The organism is Streptomyces niger (assembly GCF_000718305.1).
In the GTDB taxonomy this organism is placed as follows: domain Bacteria; phylum Actinomycetota; class Actinomycetes; order Streptomycetales; family Streptomycetaceae; genus Streptomyces; species Streptomyces niger.
On record NZ_JOFQ01000003.1, the window covers coordinates 60,627 to 74,320 of the forward strand.

Consider the following 13,694-nt stretch of genomic DNA (forward strand, 5'->3'; position numbering starts at 1 on the left):
GGCTCACCCAAAGCCGCGGGCGTCCTGCTTGAGGGCCGTGTCGACCGTCAGAGCCGTCGCGATCACCAGGCTCAGCAGCGGGTCGGGCAGCTGCTGGTGGATCTGCAGAACGTAGTTGTCGGCCGTGGTGAACATCGTCTTCGCCAGGCCCTCCCACGTCTTGGTGATCCGGGCGATCTCCTGTTCGGCGTGGTCGACGATGGCGAAGTTCCAGGCCCGCCAGTTCTCCGCCTTGATCGCGCCGATCTGCTGGCCGTTGACCACCATGGCGAAGTTGATCTTCCCGATGGCGTTCTGCTGCACGATCTCGCCGACCGGCTGCCCGTCCGGGCGCTCCACCAGCACCTTGGACTTGATGAACTTCGCCGGTCGGGTCAGCACCAGCTGCGGCTGCCCGTACGCGTCGCGGATCTCCAGCTTGTGCGTCATGTACTGGTCGAGGCTGGAGACCAGGCGCAGCACCTTCTTGGCCGTGCTCTGGCCGACCTGCACGACCGAGCCGATGGTGTTGCCGTTCTGATCGAAGACGCTGTACTCGTTCGTCATCTCGATCAGCTTGGCCTTCTGGTTCACGACCAGGACCGGCTCGGTGAACAGCGAACCGCCGCCCGGGCCGGTCGGTGCGACGCCGGCCTGCTGGTGCACCTGGCGCTGCACCTGCGCCGGGTCGCCGGCGCCGGGACCCGGCCCCTGCTGCGGGTAGCCGTACGCCTGCGGTATCGGCTGTCCGCCCGGCTGCTGCCCCATTCCCGGCTGCTGCCCCGGCCCGGGTTGGTGCTGCTGAGGTTGCTGGGGGAAGGGCTGCGGCTGAGGCTGACCGTACGGCTGCTGGGGCTGCCCCTGCGCGTACGGCTGCCCCTGCGGCATCGGCTGCGGCATGGGCTGCCCGCCACCGTGGCCACCCGGCTGAGGCCCGGGCTGATGAGGCCCACCCTGGGCTCCCGGCTGCACCCCGGGCTGGAATCCCGGCTGCGCCCCCGGCTGACCGCCGCCCTGCGCCGCCGGCTGACTACCGCCCTGCGCCCCCGGTTGGCCACCCGGCTGGAACCCAGGCTGGGCTCCCGGCTGTCCTCCCTGGCCAGGTACCTGCCCCGGAGCCTGCGCCTGCGCCTGTCCTGGGGCCTGGCCCGGGGCGTGGTCCTGCTGGTGTTGTCCTTGCTGGTGCTGTGCCTTGTCCTGACCGGTCCCGCCCTGGCCCTGGCTGCCCGGGTGGGTGTGTTCGGTCCACCGGGCGCCGTCCCACCAGCGCAGTTGGTCAGGCGTGCCCTGCGGGTCGGCGTACCAGCCCGCCGGGACGTTCGTGTTCGTGGTCATGCGGGCACACTATCCCTCCAGGTCAGGGCCGCCGCCAGGCCACCAGGTCAGCGCGTCGCCGGCCTTCGGATCAAGGCAACTACAAGCTGAGGGCAGTCCCCCGGCCAGGCTTCCTTCCGGAGCAGGACAGCCGGCCGGGCCGGACTTCTGCTCAACTCAGGGCAGCCGGCCGGGCCAGGACTCCTGCCCGACTCAGGGCAGCCGGCCGGGTCAAGACTCTGGCTCGACTCAGGAGTCCTGCTCGACTCTGGGCTGCCACTTGCCTCAGGACTCCTGCTTGCCTCAGGACTCCTGCTTGTCTCAGGGCTCTTGCCCGGGCCAGGGCAGCAGGTGCCCGGGGCGGGGCAGGAGCCCGGGTCACGGGAGCTGCCAGGCGACCGGGGCCGCGCCCTGCCGGGCCAGCAACTCGTTGACCCGGCTGAACGGCCGCGAACCGAAGAACCCCCGGTCCGCCGACATGGGTGACGGATGCGCCGACTCCACCGACGGCACCTGTCCGAGGAGCGGTCGCAGGTTGCGTGCGTCCCGTCCCCACAGGACGGCCACCAGCGGTCGCCCGCGTGCGGCCAGCGCGCGGATCGCCTGCTCCGTGACCTCTTCCCAGCCCTTTCCGCGGTGGGCCGCGGGCTTGCGGGGCGCGGTCGTCAGGGCACGGTTCAGCAGGAGCACGCCCTGTTGCGTCCACGGCGTCAGGTCACCGTTGGTGGGCCGCGGCAGACCGAGGTCGGAGTGCATCTCGCGGAAGATGTTCTCCAGGCTCCCCGGCAGCGGTCGCACCTCCGGTGCCACGGAGAAGCTCAGTCCGACGGCATGCCCAGGCGTGGGGTAGGGGTCCTGCCCGACGATGAGCACTCGCACGTCGTCGAAGGGCTGTTGGAAGGCGCGCAGCACGTTGCTGCCGGCCGGGAGGTACGTGCGTCCCGCGGCGATTTCCGCCCGCAGGAAGTCGCCCATCGCGGCGATCCGTCCGGCGACGGGCTCAAGTGCCTTGGCCCAGCCCGGTTCGACGATTTCATGGAGAGGTCGTGCAGCCACGGCGTCACCCTACTGGCCGTGCGGTGGTCCCTATCAACCCGTGCCCCCTTCCTCGGTCACTTCCGAAGCTGCCTCGCTCGAATCACGCCATCCGCGGTCACACCACGACCGACCAGCCCTGTGACGTCACCAGTTCTCCTACTTCTACTTCATCACCCCATCGCGCCGACTCCTCCCTCGCCGGTCCCTCCCCGGCTACGCCACCGCCGCCGCTCGTACGCAGAGCACATCCGGCAGGTGGGCGGCGAGCTGCTGCCAGCTGTCGCCGTCGTCCGCGCTGGCGAACACCTCGCCGTTGCGATTGCCGAAGTACACGCCCGCCGGGTCCGCGTCGTCCACGCACAGCGCGTCCCGCAGCACCGTGCCGTAGTGGTCCTCCTGTGGCAGCCCTTCGCTCAGCGCCTCCCAGCTGCCGCCCGCGTCGGACGTGCGGAACACCCGGCAGCGGTGGTCGGCCGGCACGCGGTCCATGTCCGCGGTGATCGGGAAGACGTACGCCACGTCACCGCGGTGCGGATGGGCGGCGACCGCGAAACCGAAGTCCGACGGCAGCCCGGACCCGATGTCCGTCCAGGTCGAGCCCGCATCGTCGCTGCGGTACACACCCCAGTGGTTCTGCAGGTAGAGGCGGTCGCGGTCGACCGGGTCCTGTGCGATCTTGTGGACGCACTGGCCGAACTCCGGGTCCGGGTCGGGCAGGAACACCGCCTTCACGCCGCGGTTCGACGCGGACCAGCTCGCGCCGCCGTCGACGGTGCGGAACACCCCGGCCGTCGACACCGCCACCGTCACCGCGTCGGCCGTGCGCGGGTCGGTGATCACCGTGTGCACGGCGAGGCCGCCGCCCCCGGGCACCCACCGGTCGTGCGAGGGGTGCTCCCACAGCGGCCGTACCAGCTCGAACGACTCGCCGCCGTCCTCGGACCGGAACAGCGCGCCCGGCTCCGTACCGGCGTAGACCACGTCGGGTGCGGCCGGACCTGCGGGCTGGAGCTGCCACACCCGCTCCAGGGAACTACCGGTGTACTCCGGGTACTTCACCGCGGGGCGTTTCGGCTCGACCCAGCTCTCGCCGAGGTCGTCGGAGTGGAACACCGAAGGGCCCCAGTGCGCACTGTCCGCCCCGGCCAGCAGCCGCGGCGTCGCACGGCGGGTGTCGATCCCGATCGAGTAGACCGCCTGGGACGGGAAATGGGGCTCGCCCAGCTCCCACTTGCCCCGCCTTCGCCGGCCGATGAACAGGCCCTTCCGAGTCCCTACCGCGAGAAGGACATCCTGCGTGCCCATGGTCATGTGACTGCACCTCCGAACGCCGTTGTTCCAGGTACGAGTCAGTCTGCACCCGACCACTGACAACGGCGCTCGGAGTGGTGTCCGCCCAGGTCGGAGGGGGCGTGCGACGGCCAGCGCGCGCCAGCACCGGGCCATGACCATGGACCGACCCGACCGACCCGACCGACCCGACCGACCCGACCGACCCGACCGACCCGACCCGGGCGCCGGGTCGGACACCCACCGCGAGCACGCGAGCACGCGAGCACGCGAGCACGCGAGCACGCGAGCACGCACGGACGCGAGCACGCGAGCACGCGAACGCGAGCCCGCGAGCCCCGTGTCAGGTCGTGTAATCGGCGTTGACGCGGATGTAGCCCTCGGTGAGGTCGCAGCCGTAGACCGTGGCCGTGGCGGCGCCGATGCCGAGGTCGATCGCGATGTCGACCTCGTCCTGCCGCATGGTCTCCGCCAGCTTCTCCAGCGTGTCGGCCGCCGGTTCCGCCGGGTACACCTCGGTCTCGCCGAACCGGACGGTCACCTTCGCCGGCTCGATGTCGGTGTCCTCGGTGTTCTTGCCGATGGCCATCACGACCCGGCCCCAGTTCGGGTCGGCGCCGTGCACGGCGGTCTTGACCAGCGGAGAGTTCACCACGCTCTTGGCGACCCGCTTGGCCTGCGCGTAGTCGGCGGCCTGCGCCACCGTGACGCGCAGCAGCTTGGTCGCGCCCTCCCCGTCGCTCGCCAGCTGCTGGGTGAGGTCCAGGCACACCTCGTCGAGCGCCGCCGAGAACGCCGCGAGGTCCACCGGCCCGGCCGCCCCGTTGGCGAGCGCGGCCACCGTGTCGGAGGTGGACGTGTCGGTGTCCACGCTGAGGCAGTTGAAGGTCTTCTCCACCGCGCCCCGAAGCGCGGCGTCCAGCTCGGCGTGGGAGAGCTCCGCGTCGGTGAAGAGGTACGCCAGCATCGTCGCCATGTTCGGCTCCAGCATGCCGACGCCCTTGGCGACGCCGACGATGCGGGCTCCGCCGACGGTCCGGGCGCTGGTCTTGGGGCGGGTGTCGGTGGTCATCATCGCGCGTGCCACATCGACGGGGCGCGCCTCGAAGGCCGCTGTGCCGCGCTCGGCCGTGGCTTCCAGGTGCGTACGGATGGCGGCCATCGGGAGCGGCCGTCCGATCACGCCGGTGGACCCGATGAGGACGGCGTCGGCCGGGACGCCCAGGAGCGCGGCGACTCGGCCGACGACCTCGGCCGCGTTCTCCTCACCCTGCCGGCCGGTGGCCACGTTGGCGTTCTGGGCCAGGGTGGTGACGGCGCGCAGGTGCCCGCCCGCGGCGTGCGCCCGGCTGAGTACCACCGCGGGGCCCGCGAAGCGGCTGCGGGTGAACATCGCAGCGCTGACGGACGGCCGGTCCGACGCCACGATCGAAAGGTCGTCCCCCGCCCCGTGCGCCCGCAGGCCTCCGTTTCCGGTGTACGCCCGGAAGCCCACGGGCCAGCACGGATCGTTCGCCTCCAGGGATGAGAGGTTATCAATATGTGTCATGCGGAATATTGTTGCGTGGCGATGTTCGGCAACGCCAGCTATTTTCCGCAGTTGGACGGCAGTCGCCTACTAGGCTGTTGGCATGATTATGCGTGGTGGAGGGGTAGCCACGCTTAGTTGTGCTTGGCCGTGCTTGATCGTGCTTGATCGGGCTTGGCCGTGCTTGACCGTGCTCAGTCGTTGAGCACTCGCCCCAATGCGTCGATCGCCGCCGACAGTTCGTCCTCCGTGATGGTCAGCGGCGGGGCGAGCCGGATGGTGGAGCCGTGGGTGTCCTTGACCAGGACGCCCTCCCGCAGCAGACGTTCGCTGATCTCGCGGCCCGTGCCCAGTGCGGGGTCGACGTCCACGCCTGCCCACAGGCCGCGGGCCCGGAAGTCGGTGACGCCCTTGCCGACCAGGCCGTCGAGCCCGGTGCGCAGCACCTCGCCCAGTTCTGCGGCGCGGCGCTGGAACTCGCCGGTGCCCAGCAGCCCGATGACGGCCGAACCGACCGCGGCGGCCAGCGGGTTCCCGCCGAACGTGGAGCCGTGCTCGCCCGGGTGCAGCACTTCCAGCACCTCGCGACGGGCGACGACGGCGGAGACCGGGACGATGCCGCCGCCGAGCGCCTTGCCGAGCAGCAGCATGTCGGGGACGACGGACTCGTGCTCCACCGCCAGCGTGCGGCCCGTACGACCCAGCCCGGACTGGATCTCGTCGGCGATGAACAGGCAGCCGGCCCGCCGGGTCAGCTCGCGGACGCCGGTGAGGTAGCCGTCGTCGGGAATGACCACGCCGGCCTCGCCCTGGATCGGCTCGATGAGCACGGCGGCCGTGGTCTCGTCCACGGCCGCTTCGAGCGCTGCGAGGTCGTTGTACGGGACGATGCGGAAGCCCGGCGTGTACGGGCCGTACCCCGCGCGTGCCGTGGGATCGGTGGAGAAGCTGACAAGCGTGGTGGTGCGGCCGTGGAAGTTGTCCGCCGCGACCACGATGGTGGCCTGGTCCGGGGCGACGCCCTTGACGTCGTACGCCCACTTCCGGGCCACCTTGATGCCGCTCTCGACCGCCTCGGCGCCGGTGTTCATCGGCAGGACCATGTCCAGCCCCGTCAGGGCCGCCAGCTCCTCGGCGAAGCCGGCCAGCCGGTCGTGGTGGAAGGCGCGCGAGGTGAGGGTGACCTGGTCGAGCTGGCGGTGCGCGGCTTCGATGAGCGCCGGGTGGCGGTGGCCGAAGTTCAGGGCCGAGTACCCGGCGAGCATGTCGAGGTACCGGCGGCCCTCGACGTCCTCGACCCAGACGCCCTCGGCACGCGCCACGACCACCGGCAGCGGGTGATAGTTGTGCGCGAGGACGGGGGCCTCCGCGCGGATCAGCTCCGCCGACGAGCGGGTGGCTGAGTCCTGCGGCGAGCGGGTGGCCGGGTCCTGCGGCGAGCCGCTCCGGGAAGCGGCGGAGGGGCGAGCGGGCGCGGTCATGGACGGACCTCCTGGGTGCAGCACTTGATGCCGCCGCCGGCCTTGTGGAACTCCGACAGGTCGACGGGGACGGGGACGTAACCATGGCGGGCGAGCTGTTCGATCAGCCCCTCGGCCTGCGGGGCGACGAAAACGTGACAGCCGTCGGAGACGGAGTTGAGGCCGAAAGCCATCGCGTCCTCCCGGGTGGCGATCACTGCCTCCGGGAAGAGCCGTCGCAGCACTTCCAGGCTGCCGCGCGAGAAGGCTCCCGGGTAGTAGGCGACGTTGGTGTCGTCGAGCGGGAAGAGGGCGGTGTCGAGGTGGTAGAAGTACGGGTCCACCAGTTGCAGGCTGATCGTCGGCAGGCCGAGGAACTCCTGCACCTCCCGGTGCGTTTCCCGAGTGGTGCGGAAGCCCGTGCCGGCCAGGATCCAGCCCCCGACCGGTACGAGATCGCCCTCACCCTCGCACACCGACTTCGGCGCCCGCACGTCGAAGCCGGCCGCCCTGAACCACGCCTCGTACGCAGCCGACTCCGGGCGGCGCTCCGGGGCGTGGAAGTGGGAGCCGAAGACGCGGCCGCCCACGACGAGTGCGGAGTTCGCCGCGAACACCATGTCCGGCAGCCCCGCCACCGGCTCCACGGTCTCCACCGTGTGGCCGTGGTCGCGGTACGCCTGGACCAGCGTCGCCCACTGGCGCTGCGCCAGTGCCGTGTCGACCGGTGCGGCGTCGCGCATCCAGGCGTTGATGGCGTACCGCACCTCGAAGTGGAGCGGTTCGCAGAGCAGATAGCGCCGCGGGCGCGGCACACGCGGCGGGCGCACGATCGTGCGCACGGCCTCTTCGGGGACGACCCCGACCGGTAGGGCCCCGGCGGGGGCGGGCTCGACGGGCGCGGGCTCGCGCATGAGTGCGGACACGGGGTCGGGCACGGCGGGTCCTCCGATTCCGGCGACACGGCAAGGGGCGTCCCACCGGTGACGCGGGGTCATCAGTGGGTGACGTAGGGATGCCTCAACGGTAGGAAGGCGTCGATGCGCCGGACAAGGCCGGAACGCTGCGTACCGGCGCAGTGAACGTGCGTAGATGGGGCCTTCTGCGCAGGGTTGGTGCGCCGGTGGAACCGGTGTGTCCGATGGTTCCCGTGGGGTCGTCCTAACGGGTGGGGGAGCCGGGTGCGTCGGGGCCGTAGCCCTGGACGGCGGAGGAGCCGGCGCCGGCCTCCGGGCTGTCCGGGATCAGGTGCGAGAGAACCATGTAACTGATCGTCTTACGGATGAAGGACTCGGTCCGGATGCGCTCCAGCACCTCTTCGAAGTGCTCCACGTCCGTCGCCCGGACGTGCAGCAGTGCGTCGGCACCACCGGAGACCGTCATGGCGGCGGTGATCTCCGGGTACCTGCGGACGACCTCGGCGATGCGGCGGGGCGGCGCCGCGCCGTCGCAGTACACCTCGATGTAGGCCTCGGTGCGCCAGCCGAGCGCGGCGGGCCGGACCGTCGCGGTGAACCCGGTGATCACGCCGGTTTCGCGCATCCGGTCCACTCGGCGTTTGACCGCGGTGGCCGACAGGCCGATGGCCGTGCCGATCTCGGCGAAGCTGGTCCTGGCGTTCGCGGTCAGGGCCGCGATGATCTTGCGGTCCAACTCGTCGAGCGGGCCGGGTGCATGGGCCATGGCGGGTGGTTCCTCCGTCGCAGGGATCTGGCCGTACGGATCCTCGTACGGATCCTATGGAGCGCGCCGGGCGGATGGTCGCCGGGCGCATGGTCGCCGGGCGCCGCGCCGGCCCCGGATGGCGGAAGCCCGCAGGCGTCGGACGAGCCGTTCGGGGTACCCGGTGGCCTGGTCGTACGGGGTGCGCGTACGGGATGCGCGTACGGGGTGCAACGCCAGGACCAGGATCAGGGTCAGGGTCGAAACCAGGATCAGGATCAAGGCCAAGTCCATGATCAGGGCCGAAGCCAGGATCAGGACCAGGGCCAAAGCCAGGCTCCTGGCCTGGCCGGTCCTTTCCAGGCCAGACCAGACCAGGCCAGGACCGGACCGGCCTCGCCGAGCCGGATGGTCCGCGTGGCGTGCACCCTGCCCTTGGCCCTACATCCTGTAGGGTTGCCGGCCGTGACCCTACAGGATGTCGGATCAGCTGCAGGAGGAGCGCGTCATGCACGACCCGCCGGACCGCACCGGACCCGCACACGCCGAGGTGGCCGAGGTCTGGCCTCGTGACGGCCGCATCCGGGTCACCGGCCGCGTCGTGGGTGCGGCGCCCGCCGGAGCCGGCACGCTGATCGCCCGGGTGCGCGGCGCACCCGACACCGAACTGCGGCTGCCTGCCGAAGGCCGGGACACGCGCTTCGATGCGGCCCTCCCGCTGGACGAACTCGCCGCCGCCACACCGGAGGGCGAGCGGGTCTGGGACCTCTACCTCGCCCTCGACGGACAGGAGGACGCCCTCCGGCTGGGGCGCCACCTCGACGACGTCCACGGCAAGAAGAAGATCTTCACCTATCCCGCCCAGACCTCCGGCGGCCGGCGGTTCGAGCCGTACTACACCGTTCAGGACAACCTCTCGATCGTCTGCGACGGGGAGGTCGCCCGATGACGATCCGCTTCCTGCTGCTCAACGCCTACGCGGTCGGCGGCACCGTCCGCACCGTCGTCAACCAGGCCAACGCGCTCGCCGCCGCCGGCCATGACGTCGAGGTCGTGAGCGTCCACCGGCACCGCGCCGAGCCCCGCTTCCCGCTGCACCCCGGCGTGCGACTGATTCCGCTGGTCGACGGCACCGCCCCGCCGTCCCGCTGGAAGCGTCCGCTCGCGTACCGCCGGCAGCGGCGCCCCAGCCGGCTCGTCCCGGAGGCCGAGGTCCGCTACGACCGGTTCAGCCGGCTCACCGACCGGCGCGTCGAGCGGTACCTGCGCTCCCTGCGCGACGGCGTACTGATCACCACCCGGCCCGCGCTGAACCTCCTCTCCGCCCGCTTCACGCCCTCCTCGGTCGTCCGGGTCGGCCAGGAACACCTGCACTACTCCCACCACAAGCCGGAGCTCGCCCGCGAGATCGACCGGTGGTACCCGCGGCTGGACGCGGTGACCGTGCTGACCGCGGCCGACGAGGACGCCTACCGGCAGCAGCTCGGAGCCGGCGGCGTCCGCGTCGTCTGCATCCCCAACCCGCTCTCGGAGCAGGGCACCCCACCGCTCTCCGCCCTCGACCGGCCGCTCGTCGTCGCCGCCGGCCGACTGGTCAAGGGCAAGGGCTTCGCGAAGCTCATCAAGGCCTTCGAACCGGTCGCGCAGGCGCACCCCGAATGGCAGCTGCGCATCTTCGGAGCGGGGCCGGAACACGACCGCCTGCGCGAACTCATCCACGAACGGCACCTCTACAACCACGTCTACCTGATGGGCGCCACGCAGGAGTTCGACCGGGAGCTGGCCAAGGCGTCCGTTTTCGCCCTCGCCTCACGGCGCGAGGGGTTCGGCATGGTGCTGGCCGAGGCGATGAGCCACGGCATCCCGCCGGTGAGCTTCGACTGCCCGCACGGCCCCCGCGAGATCATCACCGACGGCCAGGACGGCCTGCTCGTACCGCTCGGCGACACCGCGGGCATGACCGCCGCGCTCACCCGCCTCGTCGAGGACCGCGACCTGCGCAGGAAGCTCGGCGGGCAGGCGGCGGAGGCGGCCCGCCGCTACGCCCCCGACCGCATCCGCGGCCGATGGGAGGAACTGTTGGCCGAACTGCTCGCGGCCAAGGGGAAGGCGGGCCGGTCGGGCGGCGCCGGTGCGCCCTACGGGCTGTAGGGTGCACGCATGACAGGCAGAAACCCGCGTGGCAGAGCGGAGCGCCGCAGCGCCGGGACGCTGGAGAGCGAAGTCCTGGCCGCCCTGTGGGCGACCGAGGAGCCGCTGACGCCGGCGGAGGTGCAGGCCGGGATCGGCGGCGACCTCGCGTACAACACCATCCACACCATCCTGAAGCGGCTGCACGACAAGGCCCTGGTCGTACGGGACGCCGGCGGCCGGCGCGGCGCCTACCGGCCGGCCAAGAACGCCGCCGAGCTGACCGCCGAGATGATGCACCAGGCGCTGGACAAGGGACCCGACCCGATCGCCGCGCTGGAACAGTTCGTCACCGGCCTCAGCGTCGAGGAGGAGGCCGCGCTGCGGCGGTTCCTGGCCGCCGACGGCGGCGGCCACTGAGACGGTCGCTGAGACGGCCACTGAGCGACCGGCCGCCCGGCGACCGAACCCCTCGCACGAGGCGCGCCGATCGCGCTCACCGCACGAGGCGCGCCGATCAAACGCACCGTACGAGGCGCGCCGATCGGTCTCACCGTACGAAGCGCGCTGAACAAACAACTCACCGCACGAAGCGCGCCCATCGGGTGGCGCGGTGCAGCAGGTACTCCAGTGGCCCGCGCCGGAACAGCCGCTGCCACACGAGGGCGAACGCCATCGCGCCCACGGCGAAGCCGAGCAGTGTCAACGGCTCGCTGGCGTCGGACCAGTCCTCCGTGCCCAGCACCCGGATGGCCACGATGTGCAGCACGTACGCCGTCAGGGACATCGCGCCGACCGCGATGACCGGCGCGGCCACCCGCCGGCAGCCCGGCAGCCGGTCCAGGGCGAGGAAGCAGATGGCCACCACGAGGAGGGCGACGCCGGTGTTGCCCAGGATGGACAGCGTGGTCTCGCTGTGCGGCGCGGCCACCAGCAGCCACTCCCGGAAGAGGTGCGTGGGGTCGCCGGCGGTGTCGGACCACCAGGCCGAGGACGGGGAGTCGCCGTCCGAGCCCGCGGCGACGGCCGCCGCGGCGTGCGGGACCAGGCGCAGGGCCAGCCAGGAGCCGCCGTAACCGAGCACCGCCAGCGCGGCCCCCGTGTACGCGAGCCGGAACCGCACCACCGTCCGGTCGAGGTCGAGCCGGGCCACCGCCATGCCCGCGATCAGGAACGGCAGCCAGGCCAGCAGCGGGTAGGCGCCGGTGAACAACAGGTCCAGGATGCCGTCGTAGCCGTTGACCGCGCGCAGTGGATCGTGCGCGTTGACGAAGTCGTCCCAGCTGCTCCCGGCGAACCAGACCTTGATCAGGAACAGGTCCTGGGGCAGTACCAGCGCGATGGCGGCGGCGATCGCCGTCAGTGCGCCCGCACCGAGCCGGTACAGGGGGAGGATCAGGACGAACGCCAGCGCGTAGTAGGCGAGGATCACGTCGATGGAGGTGTCCAGCGCGGTGAGCGCCGTCCCCAGCGCCAGCAGGATGACGGCGCGGATCACCACTCGCGTCATGGCCTGCCGGCCCGCGCGCCCGGTGCGGGGTTCGGGGCGGCCGGTGATGAGGACGAGGGAGAAGCCGGCGAGCAGGGCGAAGAGGGCGGAGGAGCGGCCCCGCGCGAGCTCCATGAGAAAACCCGTCGGGCCGCCGTCCGACGGGTCGGGGCCCAAGTGGGCCGCGAACATGCCCAGTACCGCGAGGCCGCGGGCGAGGTCGATGCCGGCCAGCCGGGCGGTGCCGGGCCCGGCAGCAGGAGGTGACGGCCGATCAGGCGTGGCCGCCCTGGAGCGTGCGTCCGTCGGCGCCGTGGTCCGCGCACCGGACGCCGTGCGCGGCGGCATGGATAAGTTACGCGTCTTGGGCGAGTTCTGCGGCATGAGCCCAAGATGCCCGCACCGGGCGAAGCGGGACACGGTTCGAGTGTTTCAGTGACGCATCCGTCACTGCGCGGTACCGTGCGCGCCCCGGTCAAAGGCTCCGGAATCCGGACGGTTAGGCTGCTCAACAGTTGTTGATTTTTCCCGAGTCCCAGCCGCGTACGTCTCGGATGACGGCTGCGCGGCGTCCGAGGGAGCGAAGCGTCATGCGCATCCTTTTCTCCGCCCAGGCCAGCTATTCGCACCTCGCGCCGCTGGTCCTGCCGGCGGCCGAGCACGCCCGGCGGGCGGGTCACGAGGTGGCCGTCGCGACCGGCGCGGCCGTCGCGGACCACATCGAGCGGCGTGGGCTGACCGCGGTGCGGCTGCCGAACGTGGTGGGGCTCGCGGAGGTGATGCAACGGGGCGACCTGCGACCGCCGGCCGACATGCGCCGGTTCGGCTCGGTCACCATCGAGCTGGAGCCGGAGTTCTTCGCGCGAGCCTTCGTGGGCCGGTTGGCCGGCCCCGCCGCCCGTGACCTGATCGAGGTGTGCCGCGACTGGCGCCCGGACCTGATCCTGCACGAGTCCACCGAGTTCGGCGGCTACCTGGCCGCCGAACGGCTCGGCATCCCGCACGGCGTGCTGGACATCGGCCCGATGGCGCCGTACGCCCACCCGGCCGTCACCGAGGAGCTCGACAAGCAGCGCGTCGAACTGGGCCTGGAACCGGTCGGCGAGCCCTGGCACGTCTTCCGCACCTTCCGGGCCGGCGTCGTACCGGAGGACTTCTACCCCGAGGCGCACCGGCTGCCCAGCGCCCACTACTACCGCGTGCCCGCGCCCACCGAGGAGACCCTCGACCCGGAGATCGCCGGGCTGCCCGCCGACCGCCCGCTCGTCCTCGCCACCCTGGGCTCCAACGCAGCGCACTTCCCCGGCGACGGGGCCGCGCGCCTCCTCGACATCATCATCGAGACGCTCGGCGAACTTCCGGTCACCGGCGTCGTCGCGCTCGGTGCCGGCAACGAACCGGGGGAGTGGACCGGGGCCCGCGCCGACAACGTGCACCTGGCCTCGTTCGTCCAGCAGGAACTGCTGCTGCGGTCGAGCGACGCGTTCATCACGCACGCCGGGTTCAACGGGACCCGCGAGGCGCTGGCCGCCGGCGTGCCCATGGTCGCCGTACCGCTCTTCGCCGAGCAGTCCCACAACGCCGCCCGGCTGCAGGAGATCGGCGTCGGCCGCCGCATCGACGTCCAAGACCTCACGCGCGAATCGCTGGCCACGGCCGTACGGTCCGTGCTGGAGGACCGTGTCTGCCGCGCCCGCGCCCGTTCCCTGCAGCGCCGCTCCCACGCCCTGCCCGGCCTGGACCGGCTCGTCGAGGACGCGGTGGCCGCCACGGCGGGCGTGAGCTGACGCACCGGAGCGCGACC

12 protein-coding genes and 1 pseudogene are annotated in these 13,694 nt (G+C 71.8%); 4 read left to right on the top strand and 9 right to left on the bottom strand.

Annotation, left to right across the window (positions count from 1 at the left end; translation table 11 throughout):
* Positions 1–3: 3 nt before the first annotated feature.
* The 8 genes and pseudogenes from IF20_RS06880 to IF20_RS06915 form a co-directional block, all read right to left on the bottom strand.
* Complete coding sequence (locus tag IF20_RS06880) at positions 4–879, bottom strand: LURP-one-related/scramblase family protein (protein WP_110943975.1); 876 nt, start codon at positions 877–879, stop codon at positions 4–6.
* Positions 880–1,236: 357 nt separating this feature from the next.
* Positions 1,237–1,314, bottom strand: a pseudogene (locus IF20_RS39845) (DUF2510 domain-containing protein); the annotation flags it as partial.
* Between the two features lie 357 nt (positions 1,315–1,671).
* The gene (locus tag IF20_RS06890) at positions 1,672–2,349 is read right to left on the bottom strand and encodes a uracil-DNA glycosylase (protein ID WP_052864117.1); all 678 of its coding nucleotides are present in this window, start codon (positions 2,347–2,349) and stop codon (positions 1,672–1,674) included.
* Positions 2,350–2,544: 195 nt separating this feature from the next.
* A complete protein-coding gene (locus IF20_RS06895; protein ID WP_052864118.1) occupies positions 2,545–3,642 on the bottom strand; it encodes a WD40/YVTN/BNR-like repeat-containing protein in 1,098 nt (365 codons plus the stop codon).
* A 322-nt stretch (positions 3,643–3,964) separates the two neighbouring features.
* The gene (gene argJ / locus IF20_RS06900; protein ID WP_407702468.1) at positions 3,965–5,143 is read right to left on the bottom strand and encodes a bifunctional glutamate N-acetyltransferase/amino-acid acetyltransferase ArgJ; all 1,179 of its coding nucleotides are present in this window, start codon (positions 5,141–5,143) and stop codon (positions 3,965–3,967) included.
* Between the two features lie 200 nt (positions 5,144–5,343).
* Complete coding sequence (rocD, locus tag IF20_RS06905) at positions 5,344–6,630, bottom strand: ornithine--oxo-acid transaminase (RefSeq protein WP_234426544.1); 1,287 nt, start codon at positions 6,628–6,630, stop codon at positions 5,344–5,346.
* Positions 6,627–7,424: a dimethylargininase gene (gene ddaH, locus IF20_RS06910; protein ID WP_052864437.1), complete on the bottom strand. Its 798-nt coding sequence runs from the start codon at positions 7,422–7,424 to the stop codon at positions 6,627–6,629. The genes rocD and ddaH overlap by 4 nt, the downstream gene beginning before the upstream one ends.
* A 346-nt stretch (positions 7,425–7,770) precedes the next feature.
* Positions 7,771–8,292: an Lrp/AsnC family transcriptional regulator gene (locus tag IF20_RS06915; protein ID WP_052864120.1), complete on the bottom strand. Its 522-nt coding sequence runs from the start codon at positions 8,290–8,292 to the stop codon at positions 7,771–7,773.
* 487 nt (positions 8,293–8,779) lie between these two features.
* On the opposite strand from IF20_RS06915, the gene IF20_RS06925 reads away from it, so the two are divergent.
* The 3 genes from IF20_RS06925 to IF20_RS06935 are packed head-to-tail and all read left to right on the top strand — an operon-like array spanning position 8,780 to position 10,821.
* Entirely contained in the window at positions 8,780–9,220 is a 441-nt protein-coding gene (locus IF20_RS06925; protein ID WP_110943977.1) for a hypothetical protein, read from the top strand.
* On the top strand, positions 9,217–10,422 hold the full coding sequence (locus IF20_RS06930) for a glycosyltransferase family 4 protein (RefSeq protein ID WP_052864123.1): 1,206 nt from the start codon (positions 9,217–9,219) through the stop codon (positions 10,420–10,422). The genes IF20_RS06925 and IF20_RS06930 overlap by 4 nt, the downstream gene beginning before the upstream one ends.
* Positions 10,423–10,431: 9 nt before the next feature.
* Positions 10,432–10,821 carry a BlaI/MecI/CopY family transcriptional regulator gene (locus IF20_RS06935; protein WP_052864124.1) on the top strand — a complete coding sequence of 130 codons (390 nt, stop codon included), beginning with the start codon at positions 10,432–10,434 and terminating at the stop codon, positions 10,819–10,821.
* A gap of 160 nt (positions 10,822–10,981) precedes the next feature.
* Here IF20_RS06935 and IF20_RS06940 read toward each other — a convergent pair whose 3' ends face one another.
* On the bottom strand, positions 10,982–12,238 hold the full coding sequence (locus tag IF20_RS06940; RefSeq protein ID WP_052864125.1) for a DUF418 domain-containing protein: 1,257 nt from the start codon (positions 12,236–12,238) through the stop codon (positions 10,982–10,984).
* A gap of 242 nt (positions 12,239–12,480) precedes the next feature.
* On the opposite strand from IF20_RS06940, the gene IF20_RS06945 reads away from it, so the two are divergent.
* Positions 12,481–13,677, top strand: a complete 1,197-nt coding sequence (locus IF20_RS06945) for a glycosyltransferase (RefSeq protein WP_052864126.1) — start codon at positions 12,481–12,483, stop codon at positions 13,675–13,677.
* Positions 13,678–13,694 lie beyond the last annotated feature (17 nt).